The sequence below is a fragment of the Gimesia sp. genome (assembly GCF_048262075.1).
In the GTDB taxonomy this organism is placed as follows: domain Bacteria; phylum Planctomycetota; class Planctomycetia; order Planctomycetales; family Planctomycetaceae; genus Gimesia.
Map to the genome: position 1 here is coordinate 63,894 of NZ_JBLXFK010000015.1, position 15,201 is coordinate 79,094.

Below are 15,201 nucleotides of genomic sequence, written 5' to 3' on the forward strand. Positions count from 1 at the left end.
ATTTACCCTCACTCAGACATCCTGCTTTTTGAAACTCCACCATTGTTTTTGTGGAATCAGCGCGATGGCCATTACGGCAAGTTGTGAGAGCATAAACAGCCCCAACGCCTTCAAGACACCTTCGGTGAAGCCGTAAGAATGCAAGCCGACACCAAGCTCGTTCACACCAAACCAGGACCAACTGGTCACGATGTTTCCCCCGATTGCGAGCATCGCGAGACCACGGTCTTTGACCATGCCACCCCAGCGCGCGTGTAACACCAGTGCATTCCAGAGCACGATGATCAATGCACCATTTTCTTTGGGGTCCCAACCCCAGAAGCGGCCCCAGGAGTCGTCGGCCCACAGACCACCGAGTACGGTACCAAAGAAACTCAGGATGATGGCAAAGCAGAGGACGCCATACAACATGCGAATGACTTCTTTGCCTGCGGTTGCTGTCATGCGGGGAGTGCACGTGCCCCACAGGATATAAAACAGACCGAGCAGCCCGGCGACAAAGGTCGCCGCATATCCCAGTGTAATGCAGACAACATGGGTCGCCAGCCAGAATTGTGTATCTAAAACAGCCTGGAGAACAGCAAACGTATCGCCATCACCGGCGAGCATGTGGGCAATCAGCAGTGTCGAAAATCCAGCGACCGAAGCCAGTAAACTACCGATCCCCAGTCGGTTCATTTTTTCAATGACGATTCCCGCCAGCACGGCACCCCAGCCGATAAAGACTGCTGAAGAATACAGGTTGGTGACCGGTGGGCGTCCCGAAATATAAATCCGGCCAATCAGCGCGAGTGTATGCACAAAGAATGTGAGGCAGATCAGCCAGAATGCTGCGTTGCCCAGGGGTCTGGTCCAGAATAAGAAAGAGAAACAGACCATCACAAATGCAATTATGTAAAGTACAGAGCAATAATAAAATGGTTCAAAGTGATTGAAGAAGGCTTCGAAATCTACTTTGGACAGACTGGTGTGAGGCAGATCTGCTTTGTGCTTATTCAACCAGACCTGGTAGTTATGAACTTCTTTATTGAATTCACCGACATCTCCACTGGCATAGGCGACGAGAATTTTGGTCCAGGCCTGGGTGGCTTCATTTTCTTTATCTTGCGCGAAGCTGGCTTTGACCAGATCGCGGGTCCAGGCATACGAATAGGTTTGCCAGTCATCCTCTTTCTCCTCTTCGCCTCCCGGGGGAATGGCGCGGGGAGGATTGCGACGTTCCAGCGCCCCATGGCGGCGGATCGCTTCAATCAGGTCATCGCGGGCTGACTCAGCCCGGATTTCCGGCGGCTTGAATGACTGAATCAGCAGATCAACGGTACCGATTTTCTTTTCCAGATCGAGTACGCGTGACTGGTACAGGGTTGCTTTCCCTTTGCCTGCCTGTCGTGCCAGATCAGACTGTTTGGAGAGCTCGGGGATTTTTTCGATAAAGTCGTCAAACGAATAACGGAAGCCGGCACGTTTTGTCAGACCCAGCGTGTGTAATAACTCAGGATTCTCAATCCGAATCACATCGTATTCAAAGGCATCCTGTGGCTTGGCAATGGTATCCAGGAACCATTTGATGGCAGGTTGTTTCTTGCCGTTCTGATCGATGAATTCCTGTTTACCCGAGATAATCCGCAGGCTATTACGGGCCAGAGTATCCACTGGCTTGGTTCGGCCTTCATATAAAATCGGCAACTGACCAAATTCGTATAGATTCATTTCTTTGGAGTCAGGTTTGGGCACCCGAGCCTTACTCATAAGATAGCCGCCAAAAATGACGACAATCATAATTGGGATCAGGTAGTTAGCCAGGTAAACCTGCAGGCGTGCTCTTTTCTGCCAGGCGAGATCGTTTTCTTTACCCGGAGGCAGGAACTCATCGACCTCTGATGATTCGGTTCGCTGCTTTTCGCGTCGCCCCAGGAATCGCAACAGAGTGATCATGAAGTGATAAAGCATGCCGACCACCACGATCATGCAGGAGACGTAAGGAATCATCCAGCCGACATTGGTAACGACGGACAGGGTCGTCATTTCCTTTCCAGTCGTCGGATCAGCATGATAGCCGCTCTGGTAAAACGTTTCTCCGCTGTAACGCAGCGGGTTGTTCATCCAGACTTTGATTTCCCGGTCGACGTTATTTTCCGGGTCGACCAGTTTAATATCGGAGGAATAACTCATCACCGTATTGGTGCCCGCATAATCATCCTTTCGGACATCGTTGAGCGTGACGGAATACGGTTTGTAATAACGTTTGAAACGCAGGTAGAGCTGATAAGGCGTGCCGTCCATGACCACTGGCTGTCCGATTTCCTGCAACGCCATTTCCAGGTCGACCAGATACACACCTGTGGACTCCGACGTTTTTTTGTCAATGACTTTAATGTAGGCAGCCGGCGTGTCGACGCCGCCACCCATATCGGTACCGCTGGCACTCCGCACCGGCAGCGCGACCCAGTCCAGACCAATCCCGGCAGTGGCGGGGTTCTCAGTCTCTTTCTGTTCTTCCGGAGTCAAAGAACTTACTTTACGCAGAGATGCATTTGGATAATATTTGACCAGCTCGTAGGCGAAGGGGAGTTTCGGATCTGAGACGACTTCTCCCTGTTTTGCCAGCAGAATCGATTTGGGGATGACGGTGACCTTGTCTTCTTTGGGGTCGGTCTCATCAATGATCGCGAGTTCAATCTCGCGGATATCATGTACGAAATTGGTGGTCTCTCCTTCGGAGATGGTCATCTGGGTTTCGACGGCCATCGTGCCGACGATCAGTTCGCTGAGCATCATCAGGCCGACGCCTGCATGCAGTAATACGACTCCCGCCCGTTTCTTGAACAGGAAAACACAACCGGAGAGCAGGACACAGCCGGCAAAAGTGGCTTTGATCAATTGCCACAGAATTCGCATGGAGGCATCACTAAACCGCGCTGCCTGTCCCTGTGAGATAAACCAGGCCAACAGACAACCCAGCAGGATCGTGAATCCCAGGATCAAGCCGCGCTCTGCTCTACGCTGTTTATCGATGTAGAAAAAGAGGATGCAGCCCGCGACGGTTGCGATCCCGACTCCCAGTTCCAGCAGCCACCATAAAGCTTGCCAGCTCAACAGCGAGTATCCCTGGAAACCTTCTTTGTTAGCCCCGCTGACAATCACCAGCCATGTGACCACTGATCCAATCGCAATGATCGTCCAGCCGATAGTCCGCTGCCTGCCTTTTGCCTGAACTTTAAAACGAATGAAGTGGGCTGCAAACAGGTTCAGGCCCATCAGGAAGCCGATCAGCCAGCCTCCCGGGAAGTAGATAAAGCCGGGGATATTCTGTTGGTCGAGGCTTGGAAAGAAGGAAGGGGGGAAAAAGATTTTGAATTCAATTTTGGCAATGCCCGTGCGGAAGTATTCGTCGATCACGACCCAGATGTCTTTATTCACCTGTGCGAGGGTGCCCGCTAGAATAATAAAAATGGCCATCGCAAACAGAACCACAGTCAGTTTCAACGAAGCCAGGGGCGTCAGAAACTTCAAAAACGTTTCATTGAAGTTCGTGGACCCGGAATCGGATCCGAGTGTGGCTGATTCGTCTGTTTGATCGGGAAGGGTATTGGTCGCCATGGTTTTATCCTGAATTGAAAACTCAAGTAAAAAATCGTAGAGCAGGGTATCGTCAGTTGTTATTCAAACCGGATCGATTGCACGAACTGTTTGAAGCGGTCTTGTTCCTGTTCGGCCAGTGGGACCGGGCCTGTGAATTTCACAAACCACGCCAGGTTATCCCGGTAGATGATGGCTCCTAAAATCGCGATGCGTGGTTTTGCATCTTCGGGGCCAATCAGTTTGACATAAGTGGCTTCCAGATCGCCGGCTTTCAGCTGCTCGGATTGTTGGGGAAGTTCGGCTTCAGTGATGTCTTTCAGGCCCACTTGCCCCCGCCAGCGATTGACATTCAGAAGAAGTGGATTACTCTCTCCGGTCAGATCGATGACGGTGACTTCGCCGGTTTCGCCACCACCGGTGATGTTGAAGGCCGCTTTTCTCATACCGCCGCTACGACCAGGTTGCCAGCCCTCGGGGGTTTCATATTTGATCTGGGCAGCAGCAGCAGGAGGATTCGATGGTTCTGCTGCAGGACCTCCCGGTCCCCCCATCATGCCCGAGGCAAACGGGGCGCGGCTCATGGGGTTGCCGGCCATCTTTCCGTTCAGACTGACGACCGAAATCGTCTCGTCCCCTGATTTGAGCGTGAACAATTCGGTATCGAGCGCCGGTGATTTGCCGGTAGCCGCCTTGATGTCATCTTCTGAAATCGAATCCAGACCCACCTGTCCGCGCCAGCGATTGATGTTAGACAGTAAGTCCTCTGTCTGATCATCCCGCGCGGGAAGCGGCATCACGGACAGCTCCAGGGCAGGGGCCGTGTCTTTGACCTTCAGTGTGGCAAATCGCATGGAATTACCCGGCTCCTGAGTCCAGTTATCAGGCAGCTTCCATTCCGGCTTGTCATTCTTGAGGGTGACGGATTTCATAAACTGGATGAAGTTTTCGAATTCCGCTTTGACCTGATCCGGTTCCCCGGTCATTTTGAAAAACCAGTTCTGCGGGCTGCCGGGCACGATTGCCGCCAGCATGCGTGTTGGCTTCGCAGGGGCAGCCGATATGTTGGGGCGAGAGGAATCTTCTTGGGAGGCATCCTTGGAAACCGTGTAGGATGTGATTTCATCCTGTTTCTGGCAGCCGACTGTCAGGGTAATGAACGCGATCAGAGTTACGAGGCATATCTGTTTCATGTGTCTCAATCAAATAGAAGATCAAATAAAAGTTTTCTGTGGCGGCTCTCTGTTGCATATAGGGACGGCTGAACCGGGAACTGAATTCTCAGCTTGAAATCAATTCTGCAAGCCTGGCTGTGGGTATTTCGGATACTTAAAGAGTCACAGAAAGAGATTCTGTAAAAATGTTCAAGGTGGGTGTATAAGAAAGAATGTCTTTCTGCAGGTTGTTAAGTTGTTTTCCAGTAGTGTCTTACACAACTTTATGCCCGCCCGTTTTTATTGCCGTGCATCAACGGCGGACATCTATTCTATTATAGTTGCTCTCGAGCGGAAAAGTACACAACCAGTTCCGACCTGCTGCTAAAAACCTCAGCATTCTCCCAGTACTGCCACCACAATCGGCCTGTAGAAAGTGCCTCAAAAAAAACGGGAAAATTGCGGTAAAAATTACAATGCCTTGCAAAAAAGTCATGAAAAAGTTTTCTCTGAGAGGCGATTGTAAAAGCTTCCAGAGAAAATTCTATTTACAAGGAATTCTCTTTAATGTATTTACGCATTCCTGCGAATTTTTCGCGAAATAATTTAACTTTCTGGTACACCAGATGCATGAACTTTAACTGACCCGTCACAAATGGGACTCTGCTCCCATTTCTAAATGATAATAAGTACACAGGTACGGAACCGACAATTCAAGTGTTTCAGAGCAGTTGGTCAGGAAGACCGGGCTCGATTCCCCATTAAACTACCCAGATCGCCAGCAGTCTGCTGGTTACAACCGTTAGGCATGGAAGCCGCATAGTGAAGCAACTTTCACAGACATCGCTCGTTGATACGTTCAATCGGGCTGTGAATATTCAGACTGTCGAATCTCTTCAGATTTTAAGAGGGTTCCCACAGTTGTCCGCTCGCACTGCTTCTCTGCTATCGGCGACCATTCAGGTTGCCTGCTCTCAGCCGCAATCACGTTCTGATGCCTGGCTTGAGCTAAGAGAGAATACCCCTTTATCTGAATTTAAAACGCCTTGCGCGTTGAAACCAACCTTTTTGAGGAGTTGGTAGATGAGGTTTTTGACGACAGCCTTTCTTACAGTAGTGTTACTTTCCGGATCAGCACAGGCAGCGGCACCCAAAGGTGTGCTGTTGGATTTTACTGCCACCTGGTGCGGCCCGTGTCAGAAAATGAGTCCCTTAATTTCACGTTTAAAGCGTGAAGGTTATCCCATCAAAAAAGTAGACGTCGATCAGGAGCCTGATCTGGCAAAACGTTTTAATGTTTCCAGTATCCCCGCTTTTGTACTGGTCGTTGATGGCAGAGAGGTCGCTCGTTCGGTCGGATCAACGACCGAGAGCAACCTGCGGAGAATGCTGGCTCGCATCCCCAGCGCTGAACCAGAACAACCTGCTCGCGAAAAGCCCGTTGTTTTCGCTGCCAATGAGAGACGACTCAGCAAATCAGAAGAGACTCCCGTTCAACTGACTCAAAACGAAACGAAACCGGAAAAGAAATCGCGAGGCTTTAATATCCCCTTCTTTGGTAAATCTAAAGAAGAAGAGTCGGTCCCGGTGGAAGAACCAGTGATCCGTGCCCAGTTCGGCGACTCCGCCAGCGATCCATTGGCCGATACTGCTCCTCAGCGTGAAATCATTAACTGGCGTGCCAGCACGGTTCGCATTCGCGTTAAAGACAAAAAAGGCATGGACCTGGGATCTGGAACCGTCATCCATAGTGCCGTCGGCCGGACGTTGATTATGACCTGCAGTCATATCTTCAGTGAACTGAAAAGCGATTCGGTAATTGAAGTCGATATCTTCCAGGGAGAGAAATTTGATACCTATGTGGGAACACTGGTTCGCTACAATATGCAGGCCGATGTCGGCCTGATTTCCATTCCCACCTCAGGCGTCGTTTCCGCGGCTAAAGTTGCTGGGATTGAAAGAGAAGTCAAAGCAGGCGATATCGTCGCCAGCATCGGTTGTAACGGCGGTGCGCTCCCCACACTGGAAAAAATCCAGGTGACGGAACTGAACCGTTTTCTGGGACCTGACAATATTGAATGTACAGGCATGCCAGTACAGGGACGTTCCGGGGGCGGATTGTTTGACCGCTCGGGTCACCTGGTTGGCGTCTGTTTCGCTGTCGAAAAAGACGAGAAACGTGGTCTGTATGTAGGTCTGCCGATGATCCATAAACTGCTGGATGAAGCCCAGTTGACTGCCATCTATAAAGAACCGGCTGTTGAAGAACCGGTCCCCGAAGTCAAACTGGCGATGAGCGAATCGCCTCGTGAAATGACAGTAGAAACCAATCAGGAAATTCTCGATGAATTTCTGGAGCGGGCCATGCCCAGCGGTCAGCCGGTTGCATCAGGTACTACCGGCAATCCGGACCTGTCTCAACTGCAGGCTGCCCTGGATCAGGCCGGCGAAGCAGAAGTCGTCTGCATCATCCGCCCCCTGAATAAACCACAGTCTGCCAGCCGGGTTGTGATCATCAACAAAGCCAGCTCGAAATTTGTATCTTACCTGTCAGGTGAAGTGGATAATCAGCCCACCCCCACTTCGGCCCGTTTTCAACCAGCAGAAAAACTGAGCCAGGCAGATCAACCACTACAAAATCTGCAGCAAGAGCGTATCAACCGCAGCCTGCCACGTACGGCCCGGGTCAACCGGATGCGGAGTACATCTCAACCCGAAGTGACAGGTTTTCGCACTCCTGCTTCCTTTACACAGACCGCCAATAAAACGTCTGTCTCCCGTGAAGCGCGTCAGGGAAAAATCCAGGAAGTTGAACAGCAACTGCGACGTTACCGTCGTTCTGCAGATTCGCGTCAATAAATCGACGCGATGAAATTTAATTACGAACCGAACACCAGCCAGAAAAGCAGATGACTTTTCTGGCTGGTTTTTTTGTTTTTCGCTCTCAGACTTTTGTTCTACTGCCTGGCTCCTTTAAAATGAACAGCCTGCGATTGACCGCAGTCGAATCCATTCCACGGGTCTACCCCGTTGCCTGCCACCAGGAGACATCACGTGAAGAGTTTATATAAACTGGCTGCCTGCTTGAGCCTGATTGTGATCTCAGCAACTTCACTGTCGGCGAAAGATCTGAACCTGCAACTGCGCTATCAGCAGGAAACGGGGAAAGACACCGGTCGCTTTCATCGGCTGCAACGTTCTGAGAACTGGAAACCGTCTGAGACCGCCATCATTGTCTGTGATGTCTGGGATTATCATCACTGTCTGAATGCAGTCAAGCGGTTGGAACAGTTTGCCCCGCGTCTGAATCAACTGTTGCAGACAGCGCGTGCAGAGGGAGTCACCATCATTCATGCCCCCAGTGACTGCATGCCCGCTTATCAAGGTCATCCCGCGCGAAAACGTGCCATGCAGGTCACCTCGAGTGGTCCGGTACCTGCAGGCATTGAAAACTGGTGTTCGAAAATTCCAGCGGAAGAGCGCGCCGTCTATCCCCTGGATCAGTCCGATGGGGGAGAAGACGATGATCCAGAAGAACACGCTGCCTGGGCCAAAAAATTGAAAGACCTGGGTCGCAATCCAGCACTACCCTGGAAGAGCCAGTCCCCGATGATCACCATCAATGGCGAACAGGATTTCATTAGCGACAAAGGGGATGAAGTCTGGCGGATCCTGGAGAGCCGTGGGATTAAAAATGTGATCCTGACCGGCGTGCATACCAATATGTGTGTCCTGGGGCGCCCGTTTGGATTACGGCAGTTGAAGCAGAACGGCAAGAATGTGGTTCTGGTCCGCGATCTGACAGACACCATGTATAACCCCCAGCGCTGGCCTTACGTCAGTCACTTTACTGGTAATGATCTGATTGTTTCGCACATCGAGAAATATGTCTGCCCGACGATCACCAGTGATCAGCTTCTCGGCGATCAGGCATTTGTTTTCAAAGAGGATCAGCGGCCGCATCTCTTAATCGTAATGGCAGAAGCCGAATATGAAACGAACATCAGTCTGCCGAAGTTTGCCGCGGAAAACCTGGGCAAGCACTTTCGCGTCAGTCTCGTTTATGCCGATGAACAGGATCGGAATCTGATCCCCGGAATCGAAACGATCAACGATGCCGACGTGGTCCTGTTCAGCGTGCGGCGTCGCGTGCTGCCCAAACAGGCGATGCAGGCGATTCGCAAATACGTGAAAGCCGGTAAACCCGTTGTGGGAATCCGTACTGCCAGCCATGCCTTTTCACTTCGCGGAAAAGAACCACCGGCAGGTTACGCTGACTGGACGGAATTCGATGCTTACGTCTTCGGCGGCAATTATACGGGCCACCATGCCAATGATCTCAAATCGATGGTGACCATTAATCCGGCACAGAGAAAAAATCCGATTCTGGATGGTATCCCTGGTAAACCATTCCCCCAGGCCTATTCGCTGTACGAAGTTTCTCCGCTGGCGAAAGGCACCACGGTATTGATGACCGCAGAGATTCCGGGTAAACCAGTCGAGCCGGTCGCCTGGACTTTCCAGCGCAAAGATGGCGGTAAATCGTTTTACACTTCATTGGGACACCCGGGAGACTTTAAACAGCCCGAATTTGTCAGGCTGCTGGCGAATGGAATCTACTGGGCTGCCGGCCTCAATCCGGCCCAAGTCAAAGTCTCGGAAAAAGTATCGTTGAATGACGCGCCCCACTGGTCAGTCGTTGAAGTCCCGGGAAACGGGTCGACGGCGAAAGCCGACCAAAGCCGCTGGTATCGCTGCGTGGTGCGGATTCCCGAAACCTGGAAAACCGGCAAAACATTACAGTTAACAGCGGGGAACGCTGACGATACACAAGTCCGCGCCTGGTTGAATGGCACACCTTTAAAGTCGACGGAGAAGGGTTTTCAACTGGATCGTCATTCGGTCTATGGGAATGATGCCAACCTGATTGTGCTCCAGGTGACAGGCCAGGCGGGTGAGACTGATTTTGCCTCTGCACCGCGGCTGATATCCAGTCAAAGCACACTGCCTCTCGCAGGACGCTGGCAGTATCGGGTGGGTAAAGATTCCGACTTTGCCAATATGCCTTTACCGGCGAAATTCGGAACCATAACAGACATTGTATTTCAGCCCTGAAGAAAATCAGCGTCCGAATTTATTCTGTCTCTCCTTTGAATTTTGGTCCGTTCTTGACGAAGAACTCCAGCCAGCCCGTCATCAACGCAGCGGCGATGGTTTTTTCCTGTTTGTATTCAGACAGTGACTTACCCCAGTAGAAGCCAATCCAGCCATCCGCGTATTTTCGGGACTTCAACAGAAATTCCTCGAATTCCTGCGGCGAACTTTTGAGCGGAAAGGTTTCTTCTATCACCAGCGGTTTGCCGATGTCGAAGCCTTTGAGTGTTTCCATGGCCTCGTCTACCTTGCCCGTTTCCGGATAGAGGTGTACGCAGATAAAATCAAGATGCTGACTGACCTTGTCAGGTACGAAGCCGGACCGCAGACCAGGGCGATCCAGGCTCCAGGGAACCATGCCAACTGTGATTAAGTGCCGCTGGTCTTGCTTGTGAATCGCCTTCACCAGTGTCTTGATCCAGGCAGCAGCGATTTCAGGTCGAGACCTTTGATCAGGGCTTAAAGTAATGCGCTGCACAAAATGTTTGTCGCCAAAGGCAGGTCCAAGCCAGTCGGTTCCCTGTTTCTTACCGGCGTGCACCACCGGTTCATTCATCAGGTCGTAGCAGAAAATGGCCGGGCTCTTTGCACACTGTTTCGCGACGGCTTCCCAGAAAACAGCCTGCGCCTGCCAGCGTTCCTGGTCGGTCAGTTGATCGTACCAGGCCGGGACATCCTGTTTGTGATAACAGCCCAGTCCGGTCAGATCAATATAGATCCCGACGCGTTCGGCGAGCCGCAGCAGCTCACTCAGTTTCTGCAACGCTTCCTCGCGCGGCTGATCTACAGTCAACATGAACTTGCCAAACTGAATATGGATGCGAACGACATTCGCACCCAGCTCTTTCATCTCGACGAAATCCTGTTCGATCTGTTTCCAGTCAGTCTGCCAGTAATCTTCCAGCAGCTGACCTTGCCCGTTGTGGTCGTAATTAAATCCCCAGGGAACAAAGGGTTTCTGGTTTTGTGCAGTGACAAAGGATTTCCCGTCTGCACTAATGCGGATAAAGTCGAGGTCTGCCGCCGGGAGATTCGATAAGCAGCAGAAAGTAAGGACTGCGATCAGTGAGCACATTCGCATTGGACTGTTCCTGGAATAAGAGTCGAAAGGGGCATCGCGATCGGAGGAACCGCCTGCCTGTTTCGTTTGCCAGTTTTATTTTGGACAGCGTTTCCGCAGAATGCAATACCGGTTGCCGCAGGTCCTCCGGTTCCAGATACAGCAGAAGTCTTGAGAGTTCCCCTCAATCTGCGTATGGTAAAAAGATCTTACTTCTACAAATCACAGAGAGGCTCCCATGAAATCGATCAATCTCGTTTGTCTGACACTTGTCTTGTTGTTTACGGGAATGGCCCGTCTCTCTGCTGAGGATTCCGCGAAACCACTCGATTATGAAGTTGATTTACGCGTTGTCACCGAAGGCTTCGATGGCAAAACCTGCTGGGTGCAGGCCCGCACCGGCGCGATTCCTCAAGCAGGTCCTTTCCCGGCGACGGTTGTACTGACAATGCAGAAACTATTGTTAACCGGTTCGGATGTGTTCTACGCTTTGAACGAAATGCGAACGACTGACGGAGAAAACTGGGTAGGGCCGATCAAACATGATACATTAGCGCGAAGGCGTTTATCAGACAAGCATGAGATCGCGGTCTGTGATTTCACGCCCGGCTGGCACGCGAAAACCAAAAAACTACTGGGAACCGGGCATACCGTACGCTATGAAAATAATAAAGTCATGCACGTCCGCAAGCGGAGTGTGGCTTATTCAGTCTATAATGAAAAAGACAACACCTGGTCCAACTGGACCACCATGAGCATGCCGGACGAACCCCGGTTCGAAGACTGCGGCGCCGGTTCCGCACAGCGATTTGATCTGGAAGATGGCAGTATTCTTCTGCCTGTCTACTTCAAGAAAAAAGGAACAAAGCAGTACAGCACCACGGTCGTATTATGCGACTTTGACGGCGAAAAGCTGACTTACAAAAAGCATGGCAGCGAACATACGATTCCCGTCAAGCGGGGCCTGTACGAACCTTCCATCACGAAGTATCAGGATAAGTTCTATCTGACAATGCGAAATGATGAGAAAGGGTATGTCTCGGTTAGCGATGACGGGCTGAATTATTCCGAGCCGCTTGTCTGGAAATTTGATGACGGTAAAGAACTGGGGAATTATAACACGCAGCAGCACTGGGTGACCCACAGCGATGGTCTGTATCTGGTCTATACGCGGCGCGGTGCGAACAACGACCATGTATTTCGGCATCGGGCACCGTTGTTTATGGCGGAAGTCGATCCCAAAACACTACAAGTCATTCGCAAGACGGAGCGGATTATCGTACCGGAAAAAGGGGCGCGGATGGGAAACTTCGCCGTCGTGAATCTCAGCCCCAGCGAAACCTGGGTCACCGTCGCCGAGTGGATGCAGCCGATCGGCATCGAAAAGTACGGTAGTAATAACCGGATTTACACGGCCCGCATCAAATGGTCCCGGCCTTCACGCCAGGATAATTAAGTTGCTGAGATTAATCTTTTGTACCGACTAATTCCTTGAGTGCCAGCATGAGGGTCGCTTCCACTTCGGGAGCAGTCCGGGAGACGCGGCCGGTTTCATAACCTCCCTGGGAATAGGCGATTGTCGTGCCGATGTAACCGGGGCCCTGGTCTCCGTAAGCAGCCATGCAAATGAAATCATTCGGTGCCAGCTTCTGCGCTGCTAACTGATATTCCACAAACAGTTCACCCGGCATATGAATGATCTGAGCGGAACCCAGTTGCAGACGAGTGAGGTCGATGGTTTTGCCCGCTGTGGTTCGCTGCAGATAATTCAGATCGCGGGCGGCCCGGATGCGATCGGTAAGTTTTGCACGCGGGTTCTGCAAGATGCCAGTGAGAGTCGCTTCATCCAGCGTGTCTCTCAGCGGAAGGAGCACAGGTTTGACTTTCCAGTCCACATCGTTGGCAGTAAGCGGACTTTTTTTCGTCGAGTCCCAGGCTTGTTTCATTCCGTCTGCCAGGCGTTGTGCCAGCAGGGGGCGGTTTTTGGGGGCGCCGTTATTGTATTTTCCTGCGCCGATGTTTCCGCCCGCACCATTGAAGTGAATGTGTAACGTCCCCGGGGTCTGTTTTTCATGTATCGCACGGGCCAGGCCGACAGTATCACAACTGACGCCTCCCTTACCGTAATAACTCTGGGGATGTGTGGCATAATAACTGAGTACCACCAGCGGTTCATCTTTGTTCCACAGGCTGAGAACGCGGACATACGGGTCGATAGTCCCTTCCGGGGCTGCGATGGCAGCAGGATTGCGGGAAGAACTGAATCGCACAATTTTAACCTTTCCATCCGTGCCCAGAATACGACGGTTCGAAGCAAACTGCGCGACTTTGGCTTTGCCGGTACCCACATGCGTGACGGACTGAGGATGTGACAGGCTCTCTTTTGCTGCCGCAATGGTGCGCTGCATGACATCTTCCACATAAGCGGTATCATACATGACTTCTTTCAGGCCATTCTGCTCAAGCAGGTCATTCGTCGAAATATCGACCCCGGGCGTATCGTGCTGATGCAGGCAGTGAATCGTACAGCGGTCCATGGTTGTTTCCAGTGCCGACGCCAGACGTTCTTTCCAGACATCCTGTGTTCCATTATTGGCGCCCACCCAGTCGAGCGCCAGCAGAACAATCGGTTTTCCCGCGTTCAGGAAGATAATGCCTCGTGCACTGAGGGGGTCGACAATTTCCTTTGCGGGCGAGACATGTCCATAGCAGAGCGGGCTGCCGATGGGGGGCGTAATATCGCATTGAAAAGTTGCGATCTGTAGTGGATTAGTCTGGGATGGTTCTTCCGCCTGCAGCGAAACATTCAGCATCAGGACGGAAAACAAAAATACGCAGAGAGGAAGAACAGAATGATTGCGGAATGGCTGCATCGGGCTGTCTTTCTTGAGAAAGCATGTGTGAGGATAGTTCTGGCTGGCAGGAATCAGTATAACAGAAAATCAGAGTCAGGCTCCAATGAATAATGGATTATTCATATTGGAAACCTGCATTTCCGTCGTGTTCTATTCGCTGAATGTTTTTTCAATGTGTCGTGTCTTTCTGGGAAATTTTGACTTCGAACATCAACTGGCCAGTGAAGTTTACGCGGCGTCGGGGGGAGCCACGCCTGCGTTGAATCTGCAACTGGCCTGCTGCTGGCTGGGCATGGCGGAAGCCGGCGATCAGATCTATCTGCCCGGTTCAGTATCACCCGATTTTATGACACACTTGACCGCATCCGGTTTGCCGGAAGTGGAATTCTTCTCAGAGTGGCCGCGTTGTGAACACGCGGCTCTGCGGGAGTTTGTGCCCTGGGGCTGGTCGGAAGCGGTTGTAAAACTGGCGCACGCGCAGGGGGTCACCGCGAATACTCCCGATCTGGCCGCCGTGAAAACGGTCAACTCACGCTCTTTTTCATTTCAATGTGAAACCAAATGGGGAGTGTCACTGCCGGGCAGTCGTCAGGTGAAAAGCATAGAGGAACTGGTGGCAGGGGTTGCAGAGCTGCCTTTGCAGAACGATCGAGAGTCGGCCTGGGTACTCAAGGCTGACTTCAGCATGTCAGCGCGGGAGCGGATGCTGGGGCGGGGAAGCAGCGTGGCGAATCAGATCAGGGACTGGGCGAAAAAACGGTTCGCGTCCCGGCAGCCTCTGTTTCTGGAACCGTGGGTACGACGCATCGCGGAAGCCGGACTGCAGTTTGAGATACCGCAGCAGGGGGAACCCGAATTGCTGGGACTGGCGCTGCTGTTGTGTGATGATCGCGGTCAATATCGCGGCAGTCGCATCTGTGTAGATGAGCAGACGCGGGAATCATGGCAGCCGGCGATGGAAGTGGGGCATCGCGTGGCTTTGCGTGTTCAGCAGACAGGTTACTCCGGTCCCCTGGGCATCGATGCGATGCAGTATCGCGATGAGCGGGGAGAATTACAGTGGCGCCCGATTCAGGATGTGAATGCACGCATTACCATGGGTAGGCTGGCGCTGGGCTTTCAGCGGTTTCTGGGATCGGGGCAAGTCGCCAGCTGGCTGCATTTCCCCTGGAAAGAGTCGTATGGCCAGCCCTTTTCAAACTGGTTAAGATGTGTTGCCGACGCGCAGGAGTCGCGCACGCGATTGATTGCAACATCACCTGACCAGATCAACGGTCAAACGCTGCGACTGGTGAATACGTTACTGATTTCTGAAACGACGGAAGAATTATACCGGGCCGAAGAGACTATGATGCGGGCCGTTTCTGAATTAGCAGAGACTGCTTGTTGAGGTAGACGA

Annotated in this window: 8 protein-coding genes; 4 read left to right on the top strand and 4 right to left on the bottom strand. The window is 51.9% G+C overall.

Going from position 1 to position 15,201, the window contains the following annotated elements; translation table 11 throughout:
- Window positions 1–12 precede the first annotated feature (12 nt).
- Both ccsA and ACN0YH_RS23340 read right to left on the bottom strand, forming a co-directional pair.
- Window positions 13–3,600 carry a cytochrome c biogenesis protein CcsA gene (gene ccsA / locus ACN0YH_RS23335; RefSeq protein ID WP_417382002.1) on the bottom strand — a complete coding sequence of 1,196 codons (3,588 nt, stop codon included), beginning with the start codon at window positions 3,598–3,600 and terminating at the stop codon, window positions 13–15.
- A gap of 59 nt (window positions 3,601–3,659) precedes the next feature.
- Window positions 3,660–4,772 (bottom strand): hypothetical protein, encoded by a 1,113-nt coding sequence (locus tag ACN0YH_RS23340; protein WP_417382003.1) that lies wholly within the window; start codon window positions 4,770–4,772, stop codon window positions 3,660–3,662.
- A 1,044-nt stretch (window positions 4,773–5,816) separates the two neighbouring features.
- Here ACN0YH_RS23340 and ACN0YH_RS23345 point away from each other — a divergent pair.
- Together ACN0YH_RS23345 and ACN0YH_RS23350 are read left to right on the top strand one after the other, a co-directional pair.
- Window positions 5,817–7,592: a thioredoxin domain-containing protein gene (locus tag ACN0YH_RS23345; protein WP_417382004.1), complete on the top strand. Its 1,776-nt coding sequence runs from the start codon at window positions 5,817–5,819 to the stop codon at window positions 7,590–7,592.
- Between the two features lie 195 nt (window positions 7,593–7,787).
- Window positions 7,788–9,848 (top strand): isochorismatase family protein, encoded by a 2,061-nt coding sequence (locus ACN0YH_RS23350; RefSeq protein ID WP_417382005.1) that lies wholly within the window; start codon window positions 7,788–7,790, stop codon window positions 9,846–9,848.
- A gap of 19 nt (window positions 9,849–9,867) precedes the next feature.
- Here the strand turns inward: ACN0YH_RS23350 and ACN0YH_RS23355 are convergent, their stop codons facing one another.
- A complete protein-coding gene (locus ACN0YH_RS23355) occupies window positions 9,868–10,968 on the bottom strand; it encodes a cellulase family glycosylhydrolase (protein WP_417382006.1) in 1,101 nt (366 codons plus the stop codon).
- A gap of 217 nt (window positions 10,969–11,185) precedes the next feature.
- On the opposite strand from ACN0YH_RS23355, the gene ACN0YH_RS23360 reads away from it, so the two are divergent.
- Window positions 11,186–12,403: a sialidase family protein gene (locus ACN0YH_RS23360; protein ID WP_417382007.1), complete on the top strand. Its 1,218-nt coding sequence runs from the start codon at window positions 11,186–11,188 to the stop codon at window positions 12,401–12,403.
- 10 nt (window positions 12,404–12,413) lie between these two features.
- Here the strand turns inward: ACN0YH_RS23360 and ACN0YH_RS23365 are convergent, their stop codons facing one another.
- Window positions 12,414–13,820, bottom strand: coding sequence for a hypothetical protein (locus tag ACN0YH_RS23365; protein ID WP_417382008.1), 1,407 nt, complete (start codon window positions 13,818–13,820; stop codon window positions 12,414–12,416).
- Between the two features lie 154 nt (window positions 13,821–13,974).
- Here ACN0YH_RS23365 and ACN0YH_RS23370 point away from each other — a divergent pair, with 154 nt between their 5' ends.
- The gene (locus tag ACN0YH_RS23370; RefSeq protein ID WP_417382009.1) at window positions 13,975–15,192 is read left to right on the top strand and encodes a hypothetical protein; all 1,218 of its coding nucleotides are present in this window, start codon (window positions 13,975–13,977) and stop codon (window positions 15,190–15,192) included.
- Window positions 15,193–15,201: the final 9 nt, after the last annotated feature.